General features: G+C 62.6%; 15 protein-coding genes. 11 read left to right on the forward strand and 4 right to left on the reverse strand.

Going from position 1 to position 16,483, the window contains the following annotated elements:
• Window positions 1–159 precede the first annotated feature (159 nt).
• On the reverse strand, window positions 160–450 hold the full coding sequence (locus AC07SZ_RS27705) for a hypothetical protein (protein WP_494916746.1): 291 nt from the start codon (window positions 448–450) through the stop codon (window positions 160–162).
• A gap of 427 nt (window positions 451–877) precedes the next feature.
• Here AC07SZ_RS27705 and AC07SZ_RS27710 point away from each other — a divergent pair, with 427 nt between their 5' ends.
• The 7 genes from AC07SZ_RS27710 (at window position 878) to AC07SZ_RS27740 (ending at window position 8,546) form a co-directional block, all read left to right on the forward strand.
• A complete protein-coding gene (locus AC07SZ_RS27710; RefSeq protein WP_494916748.1) occupies window positions 878–2,107 on the forward strand; it encodes a septal ring lytic transglycosylase RlpA family protein in 1,230 nt (409 codons plus the stop codon).
• Window positions 2,108–2,205: 98 nt separating this feature from the next.
• On the forward strand, window positions 2,206–3,369 hold the full coding sequence (locus AC07SZ_RS27715; RefSeq protein WP_056577312.1) for a D-alanyl-D-alanine carboxypeptidase family protein: 1,164 nt from the start codon (window positions 2,206–2,208) through the stop codon (window positions 3,367–3,369).
• 139 nt (window positions 3,370–3,508) lie between these two features.
• A complete protein-coding gene (tmk, locus tag AC07SZ_RS27720) occupies window positions 3,509–4,183 on the forward strand; it encodes a dTMP kinase (protein ID WP_056577315.1) in 675 nt (224 codons plus the stop codon).
• Entirely contained in the window at window positions 4,180–5,235 is a 1,056-nt protein-coding gene (locus tag AC07SZ_RS27725; protein WP_056577317.1) for a DNA polymerase III subunit delta', read from the forward strand. Before tmk ends, AC07SZ_RS27725 begins: the two co-directional genes overlap by 4 nt.
• A gap of 138 nt (window positions 5,236–5,373) precedes the next feature.
• Entirely contained in the window at window positions 5,374–6,927 is a 1,554-nt protein-coding gene (gene metG, locus AC07SZ_RS27730; protein WP_056577320.1) for a methionine--tRNA ligase, read from the forward strand.
• Window positions 6,927–7,721, forward strand: a complete 795-nt coding sequence (locus tag AC07SZ_RS27735; protein ID WP_494916751.1) for a TatD family hydrolase — start codon at window positions 6,927–6,929, stop codon at window positions 7,719–7,721. Before metG ends, AC07SZ_RS27735 begins: the two co-directional genes overlap by 1 nt.
• A gap of 3 nt (window positions 7,722–7,724) precedes the next feature.
• The gene (locus AC07SZ_RS27740) at window positions 7,725–8,546 is read left to right on the forward strand and encodes an MBL fold metallo-hydrolase (RefSeq protein WP_494916752.1); all 822 of its coding nucleotides are present in this window, start codon (window positions 7,725–7,727) and stop codon (window positions 8,544–8,546) included.
• A gap of 321 nt (window positions 8,547–8,867) precedes the next feature.
• On the opposite strand, the gene AC07SZ_RS27745 is transcribed toward AC07SZ_RS27740, so the two are convergent.
• Complete coding sequence (locus AC07SZ_RS27745; RefSeq protein ID WP_494916753.1) at window positions 8,868–12,020, reverse strand: ATP-binding protein; 3,153 nt, start codon at window positions 12,018–12,020, stop codon at window positions 8,868–8,870.
• 172 nt (window positions 12,021–12,192) lie between these two features.
• Between AC07SZ_RS27745 and AC07SZ_RS27750 the strand changes: the two genes are divergently transcribed.
• From AC07SZ_RS27750 to AC07SZ_RS27760, 3 genes are read left to right on the forward strand one after another with little or no spacing between them, the layout of a single operon-like run.
• Window positions 12,193–12,378, forward strand: a complete 186-nt coding sequence (locus tag AC07SZ_RS27750) for a hypothetical protein (RefSeq protein ID WP_056577332.1) — start codon at window positions 12,193–12,195, stop codon at window positions 12,376–12,378.
• Window positions 12,379–12,425: 47 nt separating this feature from the next.
• The gene (locus tag AC07SZ_RS27755) at window positions 12,426–13,115 is read left to right on the forward strand and encodes an iron-containing redox enzyme family protein (protein WP_494916755.1); all 690 of its coding nucleotides are present in this window, start codon (window positions 12,426–12,428) and stop codon (window positions 13,113–13,115) included.
• A 24-nt stretch (window positions 13,116–13,139) separates the two neighbouring features.
• Window positions 13,140–13,826, forward strand: coding sequence for a Crp/Fnr family transcriptional regulator (locus AC07SZ_RS27760; RefSeq protein ID WP_056577338.1), 687 nt, complete (start codon window positions 13,140–13,142; stop codon window positions 13,824–13,826).
• Window positions 13,827–13,942: 116 nt separating this feature from the next.
• On the opposite strand, the gene AC07SZ_RS27765 is transcribed toward AC07SZ_RS27760, so the two are convergent.
• On the reverse strand, window positions 13,943–14,224 hold the full coding sequence (locus AC07SZ_RS27765; RefSeq protein ID WP_056577341.1) for a hypothetical protein: 282 nt from the start codon (window positions 14,222–14,224) through the stop codon (window positions 13,943–13,945).
• A gap of 400 nt (window positions 14,225–14,624) precedes the next feature.
• Here AC07SZ_RS27765 and AC07SZ_RS27770 point away from each other — a divergent pair, with 400 nt between their 5' ends.
• Entirely contained in the window at window positions 14,625–15,530 is a 906-nt protein-coding gene (locus AC07SZ_RS27770) for an agmatinase (protein ID WP_494916756.1), read from the forward strand.
• Between the two features lie 18 nt (window positions 15,531–15,548).
• On the opposite strand, the gene AC07SZ_RS27775 is transcribed toward AC07SZ_RS27770, so the two are convergent.
• Entirely contained in the window at window positions 15,549–16,433 is an 885-nt protein-coding gene (locus tag AC07SZ_RS27775) for an aldose 1-epimerase family protein (protein ID WP_494916758.1), read from the reverse strand.
• Between the last annotated feature and the right edge of the window lie 50 nt (window positions 16,434–16,483).

Below are 16,483 nucleotides of genomic sequence, written 5' to 3' on the forward strand. Positions count from 1 at the left end.
CAGGACCGGGGCGGGCGGCTGGACGAAACGGTTCAAGCCGTACGTCCCTCACGCGCACCCTTACGAATCCGTAAGTCGCGCATATGGGCATTGTCTCGTAGGCTGCATGGTCGGAGCGGCGATGCCCATCGATGCTCCACGGGGTGTGCACAGACCACCCTACAGCCCGTTGCCTTTGCCTGCCCCCCAAGCTTGGCAACGGGCTGATCCCATCACCATCAGAGGCTCCCGATTCTTATCGTCGGCCATCATGCTGCGCCGGGCGATTGTGTAGGCGAACATTCGCCCGCCGTCCGCGTCGATCACGCGGATCCATTCCTTGCCCCATTTCTGGGAGGCACATCCCCGGCCAGTCATTGCCTCGGCAGCCGCGGCTGGATTGCTTGCTTCGACGGCCTTGGATCTCATTACCCGGTCGTAGCGCATTTCCGCGACATCGTAGACTGGCATCGTACGCACCCCAACAAACCCACACAAAGGCTAGAATAGGCGCATCAATCTGCACAGTCGTCATTTGACGACTGTGCAGAACGGCCGATGGCGGCGGTTTTGTCTGGTACCACCCTACAATCCGGGCCGTAGTTGCTCCCCGATGCGACGGCTAAGAAGTCCACACACGCAAGCCCGCTCATCACTGCCCCGTTCGCGCAGTTGGATTGGGGACGTTTTGAGCCCGGAAAGAAGCGGTTGCTCACGCAGCAAGTACTGCCACAATCTTGCCCGGTTCCGGCCACAATCGGTTAATACCGTGATAAGCAATTCCTGTGCACAAAGGATCGGGGTTCAGGGCGTCGTTGATATCGTCGAGTGAGTGCTTTGGCTCCTCTGTTGTTCGAACAACGGCGTCTTGATTGAGACTGTAGGGGATTTCAGGAAAATGCAGGCTACGACGCGCCCGCGTCTTCGTCGCGCTTCAACGCTTACGCTGCTTGCTGCGTCGGCTGCCTTGCTGGCAGCCTGCGCGTCGCAGCCCGAGCCGAAATCGATGGTGAATCCCAAGCCTCGTTCCAAGGAATATTTCGCCGAGACCGAATATGGCGTGAAGGCGAGCCCGCGCGCCAATTTCATGCGGCGCGGAGGCGGTCGCGACCAGCTCGGCAAGCCCTACCAGGTTCGTGGCAAGTGGTACTATCCCAAGGAAGATCGGCATTACGCCAAGGTCGGCCTGGCTTCGTGGTACGGCGACGCCTTCCATGGCCGGCTGACCGCCAATGGCGAAGTCTACGACATGACGCATCTGACGGCCGCGCATCCGACCATGCCGCTGCCAAGCTATGCCCGCGTCACCAATCTCAAGACCGGCAGCTCCGTCATCGTGCGCGTCAACGACCGTGGGCCGTATCACGAGGGCCGCATCATCGATGTCTCGGAGCGCGCGGCGCAAATGCTCGATTACGCCAATGTCGGCACCGCCGAGGTGAAGGTGGAGTATGTCGGCCGCGCGCCGCTTGATGGCAACGACGACCAGTATCTGATGGCATCCTACCATCCAGGCAACCGGATTCCGGATCCGTCGGATGGCCTGCCAACCGGCGTCATGGTGGCCATGAACGGACCGTCGCCAAGCCTGCCCGTGGGTGCGGCAGCCGTACCGTTTCCGGGTCAGTTGACGACTTCCGGCGGGGCGTTCGCCACGCAGCAGGCTCTGTCTGCGCAGGCGCCGGCCCTGGGCGACCTGGCGCTGCCCGATTTCGGACCGATCGTTCCCGAGCGCCCGGAGATCGGCCTGCCGCCGCAGTCGCCATTCGCGATTGCCTCGCTGTCCTACGCGGATGAACGCGTGCGGCGCGCGGATGTCTTTGCCGCACTCGACGACAACGGCATGTCGCCCGCAGACATTCTGCGGTCGTGGAACAAGTCCAATCCGCAAGTAACGCCGTCCAGCGCCGACTATGTCGCCGCCGGCACGTTTGACGATGCCGCCGAAGCCAAGCGCGTGGCAGCGGCACTTCAACCCTTCGGCAGAACGGAGATCCAGCGTTCCGATCTCGACGGCAATGATTGGTATGCGGTCAATCTCTATCCGAACGGCCATGGCGGCCTGGACGAGTTGCTGGAGGCGGCATGGTCGCATGGCGCGCCCGATGCACTGGCCGTGCGCAACTGATTCACGAGCCGGTTTTCCGCTGAACAGTTGATCCGTCCCGGAAAAAGCCCGATAGTTTCGCGGGCTTGCCGGAGGGACCGGCCAACGGGTCGAATTTCATGCAGTTTCGCTTGCTTCAGCCTTTTGCCGGGTTTTTTCTTCTCGGTCTCCTGATTTCCCTTGCCCCGGCCCACGCGCAGCTGTTCGAGACCAAGGCCACACAGGCCTTCATGATCGATGCCGATACCGGCACGGTGCTGTTCTCCAAAAACGCCGACACGCCCATCCCACCGGCCTCGATGGCCAAGCTGATGACCATGGAAGTGGTTTTCAACGCCATCAAATCCGGGCGGCTCAAGCTCGACGACACGTTCGTGGTGAGCGAAAACGCCTGGCGCAAGGGCGGCGCGCCGTCGGGAACATCGACGATGTTTGCCAAGCTCAAATCGGCGATCCGGCTCGAGGACCTGATCCAGGGCGTGACCGTGCAGGCCGCCAATGACGGCTGCATCGTCATCGCCGAAGGCATGGCCGGGTCAGAGGATAATTTTGCCGCGCAGATGACCGAGCGTGCCCGCCAGATCGGTCTCAAGACATCGACCTTCGTCAATTCGACCGGCCTGCCGGCCGACGGCCAGCAGACGACCGTGCGCGAACTGGCGCAGCTGGCCCTGCATTTGTGGCGCGATTACCCGGATTTCTATCGCTACTATGGCCTGAAGGATTTCACCTGGAACAAGATCTCGCAGAGGAACCGCAATCCGCTGCTGGCCATGGATATCGGTGCCGATGGCCTGGCGGTCGGTGCGAGCGAGGCGTCCGGCTTCGGCATCGTCGCTTCGGCCAGCCACAATGGCGCCCGGGTGGTCGCGGCGATGAGCGGGTTCGCCAATGACAAGGAACGCGCCGAGGAGGCGCGAAAGCTGCTCGACTGGGGCGCGCGCTCCTTCGAGAAGACCGAGATCTTCGCCAAGGACGAGGTGGTTGGCGAGGCCCAGGTTTTTGGCGGCGCGAAATCCGGCGTGACGTTGAAGGCAAAAGGGCCGATCGCCATCTTCCTGCCGATCACCAACCGCGACAAGCTGACGGCCAGGATCGTCTATAATGGCCCGGTCGCCGCACCGGTGGAGGAGGGCCAGCCGGTGGGTGCGCTGCGCGTCTGGATCGGCGACACGCTGAGCCAGGAGACACCGCTTTTCGCCGCCGAATCGATCGGCGTCGGCACGCTGCCACAGCGCGCGCTCGATGCCGTCAAGGAACTGGCGATCGGCTGGCTGCGCTGATGCATGTCGCTCAAAAGTGGCCACGGTTTTGAGACAAAGACATGCATGAAAGCAAAAATCTGACGGCATGGACGTTTCGCCGAACGCGGACTATCTAGAGCGCAACAATCCACTCCAACATGGACAAAGGCCGTTTCGATTGGCGCGCGGATTTTTCATCACCTTCGAAGGCGGCGAGGGCGCAGGCAAGTCGACGCAGATCGAGCGGCTGGCAAGGAAGATGCGCGCCAAGAAGTACGATGTCCTCGTCACCCGCGAACCGGGCGGTTCGCCAGGCGCGGAAGCGGTCAGGCATGTGCTGCTTTCGGGCGCCGCGGAGCCATTCGGGCCGAAGATGGAAGCACTGCTCTTCGCAGCCGCCCGTTCCGACCATGTCGAACAGGTCATCAGGCCCGCGGTCGAGCATGGCTCCATCGTTCTTTGCGACCGCTTCCTGGATTCTTCGCGCGTCTACCAGGGCGTCACCGGCGGAATCGACCCGGCATTCATGGCTACGCTCGAACAGGTCGCCATCAACGGCATGATGCCCGACATCACGCTGGTCTTCGATATCGATCCGGCCGAGGGCCTCCGGCGCGCGACCCTGCGGCGCGGCAGCGACGCCGGCGCCGACCGCTTCGAAAAGGAGACGCTGGCCATCCATCAGGCCCGGCGCGAAGCCTTCCTGGCGATCGCCGCGGCCGAGCCGGAGCGCTGCATCGTCGTCGACGCATCCGCCGATCCCGATACGGTGGAGCATGTCGTCACCGCCGCCGTGTTCGCGGCACTGGAGGCGAGGGCGCCCGCGCGCAACAGGCAGGCCGCACCGGTATGATCTTCGAACGCATCGCGCCGGAACAGCATGATACGCTGGACGGCGTGCCCGAGCCGGCCGAAACGCCTCGCCTGGTCGGGCACGGACAGGCCGCCGAGATGCTTGCCGCCGCCTATCGATCCGGAAAGCTGCCACATGCGCTGATCTTCGCGGGGCCGGTCGGCATCGGCAAGGCGACGCTGGCCTTCCATCTTGCGCATCACCTGTTGAAGCACCCAGACTTCGCACAGGCGCCGGAAAGCCTTGCCGTTCCCGATCCGGCCTCGTCGCTGTTTCGCCAGATCGCGACCGGAGCGCATCCGGGCGTACTGCATCTGACCCGGCCGCTGAACGACAAGACCAAGAGCTTCAAGACCGTCGTCACGGTCGACGAAATCCGCCGGGTCAGCCGCTTCCTGTCGATGACCTCGCATGACGGCAGCTACCGGGTGGTAATCGTCGATCCAGCCGACGACATGAATGCCAACGCCGCCAATGCCTTGCTCAAAAATCTTGAGGAGCCGCCGGCCCGAACGCTGTTCATTCTCATCGTTCATGCGCCGGGCAGCCTGCTGCCGACGATCCGCTCGCGCTGCCAAGTGGTGCGCCTGACACCGCTCGGCGCCGACGAGTTGCTGGCGGTGCTGGAGACCGCGGAGCCGCCGCCACCGGACGATCCGGCCGCCCGGGCAGCGCTGGTCGAACGGGCAGGGGGCAGTGTGCGCAATGCAATCCTGCTGACGCAATATGGCGGGCTGGAAATCGCCCAGACACTCGATGCGCTGGTGGCGGCCGGAAGGACCGATATCGGCGGAGCCTACAGGTTAGCGGAAGCCGTCGCCGGCCGCGACCAGGCGATTCAGTTCGATATCTTCAACCGCCGCGCGCTCGACCTGTTGTCGGATGCCGCAAGCCAGGCAGCGCTGTCAGGCGACCTCGCACGGGCGAAAACGCTGTCGGACACTTGGCATGAGGCGCTGGACGCGATATCTGAGACCGACACCTACAATCTCGACAAGAAGCAGCACGCCTTGACCATGATCGACCGCCTGAATTCTGCGATGCGAATGTGACGGCCTTTTGGTGCATGCCGTTGGCCCAAAACCGGGGCCACTTTTGGGCGGCATGCATCGGCACCGGGATGGCAATCGCCATTCCGATGCGATATCCACCGCCACGGCTTCCATTCAGACATTCATGACGGTTCATTCATGTCACGCGACACATTCTACATCACGACCGCGATTTCCTATCCGAACGGCAAGCCGCATATCGGCCATGCCTACGAACTGATCGCCACCGACGCGCTGGCGCGCTTCCAGCGGCTCGACGGCAAGCAGGTCTTCTTCCTCACCGGGACTGACGAGCACGGCATCAAGATGCTGCAGACGGCGAAGCGCGAAGGCATTTCGGCGCGCGAACTGGCCGATCGCAACGCGGCCGATTTCAAGCGCATGGCGATCGCGCTCAACGCCTCTAATGACGATTTCATCCGCACCACGGAAGAACGGCACTACGCGTCCTCGCAGGCGATCTGGAAGGCGATGGATGCCAATGGCGATATCTACAAGGGCGGCTATGCCGGCTGGTACTCGGTGCGCGACGAAGCCTATTACGGCGAGGAGGAGACGGAGGTCCGTCCCGACAATGTCCGGTACGGGCCGCAAGGAACGCCGGTCGAATGGGTCGAGGAAGAGAGTTACTTCTTCCGTCTTTCGGCCTACCAGGACAAGCTCATTGCCCTTTACGAAACTCAGCCCGATTTCATCGGCCCGGCGGAGCGACGTAACGAGGTGATGAGCTTCGTCAAGTCGGGGCTGAAGGACCTGTCGATCTCGCGCACCACCTTTGACTGGGGCGTGCCGGTTCCGGGCGACGAGAAGCACGTCATGTATGTCTGGGTCGACGCCCTGACAAACTACATCACCGGCGTCGGTTATCCCGATGAAAATGATGGGAAATGGCGTTTCTGGCCGGCCGACGCCCACATCATCGGCAAGGACATTGTGCGCTTCCATGCGGTTTACTGGCCGGCCTTTCTGATGTCGGCCGGCATCCCGCTGCCGAAGCGCGTCTTCGGCCATGGCTTCCTGTTCAACCGCGGCGAGAAGATGTCGAAATCAGTCGGCAACGTCATCGACCCGTTCACCATGGTCGAGCATTACGGTCTCGACCAGGTGCGCTATTTCTTCCTGCGCGAAGTGCCGTTCGGCCAGGACGGCAGCTACAGCCATGAAGCGATCGTCAACCGCACCAACGCCGACCTCGCCAACGGCCTCGGCAATCTGGCGCAGCGCTCGCTGTCGATGATCGCCAAGAACTGTGGCGGCGTGGTGCCGAAGCGCGGAGACCTGACCGATGCCGATAGCACGATCCTGGATCAGGCGGTGGCCGCTCTGGCCACCGCGCGCAAGGCCATGGCCGAGCAAGGCATCCATCTGGCGCTGGCGGCGATCTTCGCCGTGGTGTCGGAAGCTGATCGCTATTTCGCCGGGCAGGAGCCATGGGCCCTGAAGAAGACCAATCCGGAACGTATGGAAACGGTGCTGTGGACGACAGCCGAAGTGGTGCGGCGCGTGGCGGTGATGTGCCAGCCCTACATTCCAGGTTCGGCGACGAAGCTGCTCGACCTGCTGGCGGTGCCGGCGGACCAGCGTAACTTCGAGCATGTCCACGCCGACTATGCGCTTGTGCCCAGCACGGCACTACCCATGCCGGAAGGCGTATTTCCGCGTTACGTCGAACAGCCAGGCGCGAACGCCTGATGCTCGTTGACAGCCATTGCCACCTGGACTTTCCAGATTTCGCCGAGGAGCGGGCGGCCATTGTCGCCCGCGCCAAAGCGGCCGGTATCGGCCGCATGGTGACGATCTCGACGCGCGTAAAGCGGTTTCAGCAAATCCTTGAAATCGCTGAAACTTTTGATGAGGTTTACTGCTCGGTCGGCACCCATCCGCATAATGCCGCCGAAGAACTCGATGTCACCGCATCGGACCTTGTTCGTCTTGCCGATCACCCGAAGGTGGTGGCGATCGGCGAGGCGGGGCTCGATTACTTCTACGACAAGGCGCCGCGCGATGCGCAGGCGCAGGGCTTTCGCAATCACATCGCGGCGGCTCGCGAGACCGGGCTGCCGCTGGTCATCCATTCGCGCGATGCCGATGACGACATGGCGGCCATTCTCGAGGACGAAACAGGGAAGGGCGTCTTCCCCTTCATCCTGCACTGTTTTTCCTCCGGACGCCGGCTGGCCGAGGTGGGCGTCTCGCTCGGCGGCTATGTGTCGTTCTCGGGCATCCTGACCTTCAAGAACTCTGCCGAATTGCGCGCCGTCGCCGCCGACGTGCCGCATGACCGGCTGCTCGTCGAAACCGACGCGCCATACCTGGCGCCGATCCCATTCCGCGGCAAGCGTAATGAGCCGGCCTATGTCGCGCACACCGCCAAGGTGCTGGCGGAGACGATTGGTGTCAGCGAAGCTGAAATCGCCGATCTGACGACGAACAATTTCTTCCGGCTGTTCGGCAAGATGCCGCGACCTGCCGATCTGAGCGCCTGATCGATGACTGACCGGCTGCGCCTGACCATCCTTGGCTGCGGCTCGTCGCCAGGTACGCCGCGCATCACCGGCGACTGGGGCAATTGCGACCCGGACAACCCGAAGAACCGGCGCATGCGTACGGCCGTTCTGGTTGAACGGATCGCATCGAATGGCAACCGCACGACCGTCGTCATCGACACTGGGCCCGACTTCCGCCAGCAGATGCTGATGGCCTCTGTCAGGCGCATTAGCGCGGCCGTCTACACGCATCCGCACGCCGATCACATCCACGGCATCGACGACCTGCGCGGCTTCGTCCTCGATCAGCGCCAGCGGATCGATATTCACGCCGACGAGCCGACAATGCTGCGGCTGCGCCAGGCGTTCGGCTACTGCTTCGAGACACCACCCGGCAGTTCCTATCCGCCGATCGTCAATGCCCATATCATCGACCACGCAAAGCCTGTGGTGATCGAAGGAGAGGGGGGTGCCCTCACCCTTGAACCATTGCCGCAGGTCCATGGCGACATCATCTCGCTCGGGTTTCGCATTGGAGCCCTGGCCTATTGCCCTGACATCAGCGACTTTCCCGACGCCACCGCCGAGCGGCTGTGCGGCCTGGAGATGCTGGTCATCGACGCGTTGCAGTACAAAACCCACCCCAGCCATCTGTCACTCGGCCAGGCGCTCGGCTGGATCGAGAAGCTGGCGCCGAGGAATGCCGTGCTGACCCACATGCACGTGCCGCTCGACTATGCCACCGTAATGGCCGAGACGCCGGCCAACGTAGCGCCTGCCTATGACGGCATGATGATCGAAATCCCTTATGAATCAGCACGATAGATCGGTTCTCTCGCGAACCGCAAGTCATGAAATCGTTCAAGCTGGGTAGAAGCCGGAAAGCCTGGACCTTTCGGGCATGGAGGTTCCGTGGCCGCGCTGATTTCCTGCGGCAAACCGACCTGGCGCCATCAGCGTCGTATCCAGCCGGATTCCGGCCTGCGGTCCTCATTGTCGCGCTGCTCACGTCCGTAAGTTCCATAATCTATCTTATGCGACTTTTGTACGCGCACGCTTCGCCCCTGAGCGGCCTCGGACAGCGTGTAAGTTTCAGCCGAATATGGAGTCTGTTGCGGCGGAGACGAAGCGAGAAAATTGCGGCCGCTATGGTGCGGGCTTCCTTTGTCGCCCCCGAGCCTGTCGTACACCGACGACGAAGCCCTTCTGTGCGCACAGGCGAACTGCTGCCGCAAGCGCCGCATCGGCTTCTTCCGGGAGACCGGCGATGTGGAGAACCTCTCCAAGACCGTCGAGAACAAACGACTGGAGGAACAGAAAGTCCGTCGGCTCGGCGATCGCGACAGCCTTCCGTGCCATGCGGAGAGCTCCCTCCACATCGCCCAGACGGACCGAGATCTTTGACCGAACACATCGCAGCAGGCCTTGCGAATACGTGTCGTCACTGCCGGCGATCCCCTCGCCCAACCGAACGAACGCTTCGGCCTCCTCGTACCGGCCTTGGACATAGATGGCTTGGGCGAGGATGCCGGCAATCGTAGGCAGCCATGCGAACTCGCCCGTGCGTTGAAGTGTCTTTACACCCCAGCGAAGCTCCCGCTCGGCGGCTGCCGCGTCGCCCGCCCAGAGCTCGGCCAAGGCACTCATTTCTGTAAGAGGTCCCGCGCTCCACACGGTCAGTGCGACTTCCTCGACCGTTGACCTGGCCTGCGCTATCAACTGCCGCGCCTCGCCAAATCGGCCGCGCATCGCCTCGAGATTCCCCCAGCTGAAGAGCGCCGCCGACATCGCCTTGCGATCACCCTGCGCCCTGGCGAGCACGTCCTTGCACCGGCCGATCGCCGCCTTGACCGGCATACGGCCAGCCCACACGACAAGCGGCACCCATGAGAGCGACTCTAGCCATTCTCTGTCGTTGCCCGCTGCAAACGCATGCGCCGCCGCGCTCTCCCACGCCTCTTCAGAGGCGCCGAAATTACACTTTGTCAGGTGAAACAGGCCAAGCAAGGACCAACCCTTGGCCAAGCCGTGCTCGTCGTTCTCCTGCTCGAACATCGATATGGCCTGCCGTGCCTCTCGGTACGCCTCGTCCGCCCACCCCTCCGGCTCCGACAGGAAGCGCACCCACAGATCGAGAATGAGCGCATGCGCTTGCAGTCGACGATCGGCGGAGGCGGTCGCTGCCTCACGCATCTGGGCGATCGCGCCACGCGTGCGCTCGAGGTCGCCGGTCTCCAGCAGTGCAAATGCGAGCTCTGGCAAGAGTGCCAGTCGCCCAGGATCGTCGCGAGGGCCGAGCGAGATGGCGCGCGACAGCATGTTGACCGCGGCGGGCATGTCGCCCCGCGCGAAGGCGCGCTGCCCGGCAGAAGCCAGCGGCACGCTCGCACGTCGCGCCAGCGACTCGACGCGCTCGTTCGATAGACCGAGCTCCGCGAGAGACTTGTAGGCCCGCTCGAGGTGGTAGCCGACGATCTCTTCGTACTCCCGGGCCCGCTCACGCATCCTTGCCTCCAGCCATGAGGCGAAGCGCTCATGCATGTGTGCTCGCACGCCCTTCGGGATGCCATTGTAGGCCGCGTCCCCGACGAGGCTGTGAGTGAAGCGAAAAGCATCCTCCTCCTCCAGGTCCGAACGATCCGGGCGGATCAGCTGCTTTCTCGCCAGCGACTGAAGCTGGCCGCCCACGCGGGGCCGCTGCTCTTCCGGCGACATCTCCTCGACGGCCCCCCACCAGAAAATGCGCCCGATCACGGATGCTCGCTCGATCACAGAGCGCTCCTCACCGCCGAGCCGATCCAGGCGTGCGTTGATAAGGGCGTTGATCGTGGGTGGAATCGTGAGCCTCGACAGGTGGTCAGCCGCCGTCCACGTGCCGTCGACGGCTATAAGCAAACCGTCGTCGATCAGCATCCGCAGCGTCTCCTCCACGAAGAGAGGGTTTCCCTCGGCGGCATCGGCGATCCGCGCGCGGGCCTCGTTCGCGAGCTCCGCGCCTCTGAGCAAGTTCCGGATCAAGCCATCTGTATGAGCGTCGCTCAGCGAGCGCAGGGTGATGACGGACGCGTTCGCCTTCGACGTCATCCAGCCGGCGCGGACCTCGAGCAGCTCAGGGCGAGCCAGGCAGAGGAACAAGGCCGGGACGCCGTCCAGCGAATCGACGAGATACTCGAGGAGATCGAGGAACGTCGGCTCGGCCCAGTGGATGTCGTCGAACACGACGACCAATGGCTGATGCGTTGCCAGCTTGCCGAACAGCTTGCGCACGGCCCAGAACGTCTCTTGAACGCCGGGTGTCGCGCGGGTGAGGCCCATGAGTGCGGACAGGCGTTCGACGACCAGCGCGGCATCGGGGCCTTCCAGCAACATGCCAATCTTTGCGCGAGCATCGTCGGGCGAGTGACTGTCCGTTATGCCCGCCGCGGCCTTGAGCACCTCGATGATGGGCCAAAACGTAATCCCCTCGCCGTATGGCAGGCATCGCCCCGCCAAGACCGTCGTTATCCTTTCAAGTCGGGGAAGAAATTCACGCGTCAGCCGGGACTTGCCGATTCCCGCCGGGCCCATCACCGTTACGATCTCGCATGATCGAGACTTGACCGTCCTTTCGAACATCTCTCCGATTGCGGCGACTTCCTTGTCGCGACCGATCAGAGGGGATTCAAGACCACGGGCAGCGGGGGCCGCGGGTGCGACATCCATGAGGTTCCACGCGGCGACGAGCTCTGACTTCCCCTTCACGCGAAGCGGCTCTATCGGCGACGTCATCGCGACATCGCGGACCAGCCGATACGTCGCGTCCCCAATCAGGACCTGCCCTGGCTCGGCAGCCTGTTCGAGCCGGGCAGCAATGTTGACCGCGTCTCCGACCGCGAAAGTTTCGCCCTGGCCCGGATCCCCGGCGAGCACCTCACCAGTGGTTATACCTATCCGGATCACGATCCTGGTGCCCCAACGCGCCTCGAACTCATCGTTCAGCCGATGAAGCGCATGAAGCATTGCAACCGCGGCTCGAACCGCACGCACCGCGTCGTCCTCATGGAGGAGCGGGATGCCGAACACCGCCATGATCGCATCCCCGATGAACTTCTCGGTTGTCCCCCCGTGGCCACGAATTACTGCGGCCATCTCCCGAAAGTACTGGGTCATGAGATTACGAAGCGACTCGGGATCGAGCTCATCTCCCAACGCTGTCGAGCCGACAATATCAGCAAAGAGGACCGTGACCACCTTGCGCGTATCGGCGGCACCGGAAGCTCGTTGGGTCAGCGGCGATTCACAGGACGCACAGAACTGCAATTCGGCTGCATTGGCAGATCCGCATGTCGAACAGATCGAGCTCCCAGGAGCATATCTCATTGTGCTCATGGACTGTACGGCCAGGCCTTGCGGAGGGCAAGTCCGCCCTCTTGACAGGCCCATATTAGTCTAAGATAGTTTAGGGTGGCCTAAGATAACTGGAGGGTGGGCTATGGCAGTAGAATTGCCAGCACACGTCAAAAAGTATCTCGACGACATGGAGGTCTCGGCGGATGCCCTCCCAGAGGACGCGTGGGAGACGTTTGCCAGTCTCTCAGGGGGCGAGATAGCCCTTCTGAGGAAGCTGGGGAAGGACCTGGAGAAAGCAGATACCGGCATCGTCATCAAGGTTCACTAGCCAAGCTTCTTAATCACCGGGCTACTTCTTAACCACCGGGATACCGCATGAACGGGATCGAGGTTGGGGCCGTTGCCACGCCGAGCGTTCGTCTCCGGCGGAAGATCGATCTTGTGGTCCAACCATACGCAAAGTCATGTCGCACCCTTGTGACGCACCCGAGGCTTGCTGACTTCTGGCCGCAGTTCCTGCTCACCCAGCACCAAATCATCCGTGCAACGGTGCCCTTGACGGAAGCAGCAGCGGAGCGAGCCGAGAAAATGGTGGCTGTTGACCCTATCGCGCCCGGTCTGGCCCGATATCTGGAGGAGCACATCAAGGAGGAGTTGGGGCATGATGACTTGCTGCTCGACGACCTTGAACTGCTGGGTGTGAAGCGGGCGGCGGCGCTGAGCCGCATACCATCTCCCTCGGTCGCGAGCCTGGTGGGAGCGCAGTATTACTGGATCCATCACCATCACCCTGTCGCGTTCCTTGGTTTCGTCGCGTTGATGGAGGGACACCCGCCGACACCGACGTTGATCCAGACGCTGATCTCCGCGACGGGGTTTCCGCATGCGGCTTTCCAGACGCTCGCCGAGCACGGCGAGCTTGATCCCGGACACCGCGACCGGCTCTACCGCACGATCGACGCCCTGCCCCTGACAGCCGAGCACGAAACCCTCATGGGCATCTCCGCAATGCATGGCGCCACGCTTCTTCCACCCACGATCGAGGAGATCCTCGAACAGGGGTAGCGAGGCGGTAATCGGGAAATCAACATGGCCTCCGGCAGCGCGAACGATGGAAATGATCTGCCGCGCCTTGCACGGATTGACCCACGCCTGTTCGATCTTCTCTTCAGCGGCTGCAAAGTCGAACGCTACGCGGCCGGCCAGCATCTCTTCGTTCAGGAAGATCCATCCGATCGCATTTACGGGGTGATGAGCGGGACGGTGGAGATCTCGATCTATTCGCAGGGAGGCCAGAGGCTGGTGGCCAATATCGAGCTTGCGCACAGCTTGGTCGGAGAGGTTGGCGCGCTCGACGGGCGCCCGCGCACCGCAACTGCCATCTGCCTCACCGCTTGCGATCTGGCCTCGCTCGGTCGGACGCAACTCTTCGATCGCATTGAAAGAAACCCATCGCTGGCTCGTGCCATGATTGAGCTGTTGTGCGCACGGCTGCGTTGGATCAGCAGCGAACTTGGGGATCATGCCTTCTTCGGCATTGAGGCGAGGCTGGCAAAGCGATTGGTCTTCCTGGCTGGCGTAATGGCGGATGGGGCAGGCTGGATACCGATTTCCCAGTCCGAACTGGCGGAATTCCTCGGCGCCACGCGCGAGTCCGTCAACAAGACGCTCAACAATTGGCGCGCCCGCTCGATCATCGCAATCAAGCGTGGTGGCCTGCGAGTAACCAATTTTGGCGCTCTTCGTCATCTGGCCGAGACACAGAACGACAACTGAAGCCGCCAGTTCACAAGGGTTGTAATGAGTGCCGCCAAATCGGATCCTGACAGTCCGTGGAAATGCCGCCTGAGGCGGGAGAGCGGTGGCGCTGACCACCGCTCTCCACTTGTATCTCAGTTGCGGCAATTGGGGCCGACAGGGTCATACTGGTGCGGGCTGACCCCCATGCAACTGGAGTTCGAAACGCCACCAGCCAACCCGATCGATCCGGTCGATCCTGTCTGGAACCCATACACCGCCTCTTCCGAAGCCAATGGATGTTGGCCCTTGACCTCTCCCGGGGCCTCGAAGTCGCCATTGTCGGCACGAAGGCTGTGGACGAAGGTCGAGTCGATCGCGAATGAAGGCGCCGTGAGCATAAGCAACGCTGATGCAGCTGTAATGATCTTGTACATTTTGATCTCCTTTGTTTGGTTCCACCACAATTATTTTTACTAGAACGAAAACTCATCCTATTTGCAAAAGACCATATCTCTCGTTTGATCTAATCTTTTTGTTCTGAGTTCTATTTGCAAAGGCGGATAAATTTCTGTTCTGGCATATCCTGTACGCCGCGCACGAATTTGTATGTGAAGGAGTTCACAACAGGCCGACAATATGACGTAGGTCGCCTTTCGAGAGGCGTCTGGAGCAGATCCGTCGCGAGATCGACGACACGACAATCGACCGCAATCGCAAAATCTCATGGGGGTGATCGAAGGCGTCGAGCCTCCCGATCCACAAAGACGGCCTACTTTGCCGCAACCGCTGTTCCGCGATACCCTCACAGTCCGTGCCATCAGGACCATCAAGAAAATGTCGCCATCATTCCTCGGCCTTGCCGATCGTCTCGCCGATGGCCGCACGCCCCGTGCGGTGGTCTTCGGAGCTGGTCATGGCAGCACCTATCCCGGCAAGGACAGCAGCGGCCATGCCTTGGCCGCCGACGCCATACGCGTGGCCAGCCAGGGTGATGCTCCGCTCATCGAGCACTGGGATTTCGATCTCGGCGGTCCGTTGTTCGACGGCAAGCCGGTCTGCTGCGTCGACGCCGGCGACATCTCGACCATCCTGCACGACAATGCCGAAAACAGGGTCCGGATCGAAGCCAAGACGCGTGAGGTCCTGGCCTTGCCGGCCGTTCCAATCCTGCTTGGCGGTGACGATTCCGTCGTCACGCCGTTCCTTGCCGGTTTTGCCGATCACGGACCGGTCTGGATCCTGCAGATCGATGCCCATATCGACTGGCGCGACGAGGTGCATGGCGAACGCTACGGTTATTCGAGCCCGATGCGGCGGGCGAGCGAGATGGCGCATGTCGCGGGCATGGTGCAGGTCGGCCTGCGCAGCGTCGGCAGTGCGCGCCTCGCTGAAATCGAAGCGGCGCGACACTATGGCAGCCGTTTCGTGACCGCCCGCGAAATTCATGCTCAAGGCGTGGAAGCAGCGCTCAGGCATATTCCGGAAGGCGCGAGAGTCGTCGTCACCTTCGACTGCGATAGCCTTGATCCCGGCATCATGCCGGGCGTGGCGGCGCGTACGCCGGGCGGCCTCACCTACACGCAGGCGATCGACCTGATCGCGGACCTCGGCAAGCGGGCCAGGATCGCGGGATTCGACCTTGTCGAACTCTATCCGCCCGCCGATGTCGACGGAATGTCGGCCCTGACCGCCGCGCGCCTTCTCGTCAATGTGATCGGCGCAATCGTCCGGCAGGTTTGAGAACCGGCTTTCCTCTGATCACCGCCGCCCCTGCTCCAGGCTGATCCGGTAGCCCAGAGAACGCTTCGCTCCCGGCTCGATCAGCATCACGCCAGGTTTCTCGCTGAACTCGCCGTCGAAATCGGCCGGGCTTGCAATGCCGTGCCAAGGTTCGATGCACAGGAACGGCGCGCCGCCCGGCTTGGACCAGATTCCCAGTTCCTCTGCACCCTGCCATGACATTTCGATCGCAGGACCATGGTCGGCGGCGTAGCGCACCCTGGTGCTGGCGGGGCTGTCCAGAATGACGGCGTCGTCATCGAACAGGCGTTCGGACAGCGGAAGCGTCTTGCCTTCGATGGGTGTCGGCCGCGCTACCGGGAGCAAAAGGCCATCCTTCAGCCGACGGATCGGCGCTGGCTCGGCCTCCGCAAAGGTCAGCCGATAGGCCTCCTTGGGCAAATCCGGCAGCAATGGCCAGTTGAATGCCGGATGCGCGCCGATCGAAGCCGGCAATGGCTCGTCGCCGGTGTTGGTGATCTCGAAGGTCACGCCAAGCTGCTGGCGGTCGAGCGTGTAGGTCACGGCGAGGCGGAAGGCGAAAGGGTAGCGCGCGCGCGTGTCGGCGTCGTCGGTGAGGACCAGCGTGCAGGACCGAGGCCCCCTCTCCTCCCAGGTGAACGGCTTGTCGCGGGCGAAGCCGTGCTGCGTCATCGGATAGGTGCGGCCGCGATGGCGCAGTTGGTCGCCCTTCAGGCGCCCGACGATCGGGAACAGCACCGGCGAATGGCGCCGCCACTCTGGTCCGGCCTGCCACAGGAACTCAAACCCTTGCGCATCCCGCAGCGAAACCAGTTCGGCGCCCTGCCCGACTATGACAGCCGAGATGCCGTCGCCACGAAGCGTTTGGCTGTCCTGTGCCATATGTCCTCGCGGGCCGGCGTTGAAGCTGGCGGCAGACTAGCAAAAGCTCC

It is taken from the genome of Mesorhizobium sp. GW821-FHT07A06, assembly GCF_059419085.1.

Coding starts and splice junctions, on each gene's coding strand:
- AC07SZ_RS27735 (WP_494916751.1), top strand. CDS start 6,927: ATGCTCGTTGACAGCCATTGCCACCTGGACTTTCCAGATTTCGCCGAG.
- metG (WP_056577320.1), top strand. CDS start 5,374: ATGTCACGCGACACATTCTACATCACGACCGCGATTTCCTATCCGAAC.
- AC07SZ_RS27770 (WP_494916756.1), top strand. CDS start 14,625: ATGTCGCCATCATTCCTCGGCCTTGCCGATCGTCTCGCCGATGGCCGC.
- AC07SZ_RS27775 (WP_494916758.1), bottom strand. CDS start 16,433: ATGGCACAGGACAGCCAAACGCTTCGTGGCGACGGCATCTCGGCTGTC.
- AC07SZ_RS27740 (WP_494916752.1), top strand. CDS start 7,725: ATGACTGACCGGCTGCGCCTGACCATCCTTGGCTGCGGCTCGTCGCCA.
- AC07SZ_RS27750 (WP_056577332.1), top strand. CDS start 12,193: ATGGCAGTAGAATTGCCAGCACACGTCAAAAAGTATCTCGACGACATG.
- AC07SZ_RS27765 (WP_056577341.1), bottom strand. CDS start 14,224: ATGTACAAGATCATTACAGCTGCATCAGCGTTGCTTATGCTCACGGCG.
- AC07SZ_RS27760 (WP_056577338.1), top strand. CDS start 13,140: ATGGCCTCCGGCAGCGCGAACGATGGAAATGATCTGCCGCGCCTTGCA.
- AC07SZ_RS27710 (WP_494916748.1), top strand. CDS start 878: ATGCAGGCTACGACGCGCCCGCGTCTTCGTCGCGCTTCAACGCTTACG.
- AC07SZ_RS27705 (WP_494916746.1), bottom strand. CDS start 450: ATGCCAGTCTACGATGTCGCGGAAATGCGCTACGACCGGGTAATGAGA.
- AC07SZ_RS27755 (WP_494916755.1), top strand. CDS start 12,426: ATGAACGGGATCGAGGTTGGGGCCGTTGCCACGCCGAGCGTTCGTCTC.
- AC07SZ_RS27725 (WP_056577317.1), top strand. CDS start 4,180: ATGATCTTCGAACGCATCGCGCCGGAACAGCATGATACGCTGGACGGC.
- AC07SZ_RS27715 (WP_056577312.1), top strand. CDS start 2,206: ATGCAGTTTCGCTTGCTTCAGCCTTTTGCCGGGTTTTTTCTTCTCGGT.